Here is a 2,652-nt window from a genome sequence, read left to right on the forward strand (position 1 = left end):
CCAGCCCAACCTTGGCCTTGAACTCGGCGCTGTGCACCCTGCGTTTTTTACCTTCACTCATTCGCTGTCATCCTTTCGCGGACGACAGCTTAAACCACCGTCTCAAACTCGGGGTCCACTATAGCACATCCAGATGCCTTGATAGATCAGCGCTGTAGCCGATTTCGGAACATAGTTTAAACGTGCATCAAGTGAGTTTCCTCTCCGTCTTAACAAGATCTATGCGAGAGTAGTCCGCTTTTGGCCGAAGGCAGACTCAAGCAGATCGCCAATCTATGTACATTGTCGCAGCTGCAGTGCAGTTGATTGATCCACATCATGGTCGGAACACATGGGTTCTCTACAATGTACTGATGACTACTCAGCTTAAACCCGACCTCCACCGCAAGGCTAAGTTGCTCGTTGCAGCTGTTCAGTTAAGGAAGACGCATGGGTTGCTGTACGCCATGCGGTTTCTTGAGGACCACGGCTTTGCCAACGTGGTTATTTGGGAGGTACTCAATCTCATCCCGCCGGGGACAACCAAAGAACCCTCATAGTCGTAAACAGGTCCGAAACCGCCTTGCTCTAGCGGTGGAAGCCAGGTCAACGCCTACTGTTAGATGCGGAAGTCATCCATCGACTTTCCGCTAGCAAGCCCTTCTGCAATCCACTTCGGCTGGCGTCCACGACCAGTCCAGGTCTGACCATTGTCACTGGGGTTTTGATAGCGCGCCTGAACCTTCGGCCCCTTGCTGCCCTTCGGTTTTTTGCTACCTGCAGCAAGCAGTTCCTCTACAGAAACCCCTGCCTCCTGAGCGATTGCCAGGATTTGTTCCCGCGCCTTCTGCAAGTCCTGGTGTTGCCGACTCTTGATTTCCTTTTCAATGTCATGCTGCAGGCCCCTCAGTTCGCTAAGGTTGTAGCCCGACAGATCAATATTTGCCATTTACAATTTCCCTTCAATTTAGTTGAATGTGATGTGCACTGCGTCGATTCTACTACGCGTCATGGGCAAGCTCGACTGCGATTGAAACACCTTCACTTAGCTGACGTACCAAAATTAGGCCTCGCTCACTCAGGAGGTCGACATGAACACAATTCGTGATACCAGTAGCCAGCGCATTCCATGGAACAAAGGGCGCCTGGTCGGTCAAAAGTTCCCTTTGAAGCTGAAGGAAATCTGGGCGATAAGGATCCGACTGCAGATTGCTGAACGCTTGAGAGATCTAGCACTCTTCAATCTCGCGATTGATAGCAAGCTCCGCGGTTGCGACCTCGTTAGTTTGCAAGTGAAAGACGTCGCTCAAGGTGGCAGCGTATTTCATCATGCGATTGTTATGCAACGGAAGACCCGCCGCCCGGTTCAGTTCGAGATCACTGAGCAAACTCGCCAGTCGGTTCAAGGCTGGATCGCAGCCGGTAAGCTAACATCGGACCAGTATCTATTCCCGAGTAGAGCGAAGAATTCACATCATCTCTCGACTCGTCAGTATGCACGCATCGTCGTCAGGTGGGTGCGATCTATCGGCTTGGATCCAGCAGCGTATGGAACTCATACAATGCGGCGGACGAAGGCGACATTAATCTACCGTCGTACGAAAAATCTTCGTGCTGTACAGCTGCTTCTCGGCCATACTAAGCTAGAGAGCACAGTGCGCTATCTCGGCATTGAGGTCGACGACGCACTCGAGATCGCTGAGCAAACTGAAGTTTGACGTACGAAACAGGGTCTGCCGCGCAGAAATGCTCGTAAGTGGCCTTTGCGCCAAGGCCGCTTACGGCCCAGTAGCGGACATACACAAACCAAACGGAGCCTTTGGCTCACACAAGGCATTGGTGAACTCACTAACGTCAAGCACTTGCAACAGATGCTTGCATTCCTATTATCTTTTCGGTAAGTTATGTACCTTGTACAGTAACAACATGTATTGTTTTGACGCAAACCTTTTCATTGACAGAAGATTGATACTTTAAGGTCCGGCGCTAGATACCTCAACAGCGAAATTAAATCCCATATTTTTGAGGCAAAAAATTGAAGTTCCTCATAGTTCTTGCCTCAGCTTCCTTGCTGATTGGCTGTTCAAAAACCGTTGACATCTCTAGATTAGACGGTGATTGGCTCTGTACTGAAGTGCTCAACGGCCAAAAAAAGAAAGTCTACCCGATGAGGTTTCGTGATGGTCAGTTTTACTGGGAAATTCCTTCAGAGGTGCCAAGAGTTTCAGTTCAGGTGAGGGCGGATTATTCAATTGCAGGAAATACGTTAAGTATGCCTACAATGTACTTAAACGCGACTGGTTTGCCTTTCGATGATAATCCTGGCTGGTCAACGAGTGAGCGCTCTGTAGTTACTGGAATTGAAGAACTAACCGAGGATAAGCTCGTGCTCGCTCCTTGGAAGACAACCTCTTCTAAGCGAACGCTTAAAGGCGGCGACTTACGGTATGAATGTGCCCGTTTTGCAGATCGAGCTACATCTGGCGTATCAGCGGTAGCTACTACGAACTCTCAATTGCCTCAGCAGGCTCATCGCCCGGACCGTAAAGAAGGGCTTTGTTGCACAAATCGGCCCATCAGCGGCCGAGGCGCAGCACGGGTAAACTGACGGCATGATTGCTCCCGTAAAGCTGAAGTACCGAACGACCAACTGGAAAGACTACAACGCGGCAT

Annotated in this window: 2 protein-coding genes; one reads left to right on the forward strand and one right to left on the reverse strand. The window is 50.2% G+C overall.

Annotation, left to right across the window (positions count from 1 at the left end):
- Window positions 1-598: 598 nt before the first annotated feature.
- On the reverse strand, window positions 599-928 hold the full coding sequence (locus tag J3U95_RS28060; protein WP_208281748.1) for an H-NS histone family protein: 330 nt from the start codon (window positions 926-928) through the stop codon (window positions 599-601).
- A 142-nt stretch (window positions 929-1,070) separates the two neighbouring features.
- Between J3U95_RS28060 and J3U95_RS28065 the strand changes: the two genes are divergently transcribed.
- Complete coding sequence (locus tag J3U95_RS28065; RefSeq protein ID WP_208281749.1) at window positions 1,071-1,697, forward strand: tyrosine-type recombinase/integrase; 627 nt, start codon at window positions 1,071-1,073, stop codon at window positions 1,695-1,697.
- The last annotated feature ends 955 nt before the right edge of the window (window positions 1,698-2,652 follow it).

It is taken from the genome of Massilia oculi (genome assembly GCF_017582745.1).
GTDB classification, from domain to species: domain Bacteria; phylum Pseudomonadota; class Gammaproteobacteria; order Burkholderiales; family Burkholderiaceae_D; genus Telluria; species Telluria oculi_A.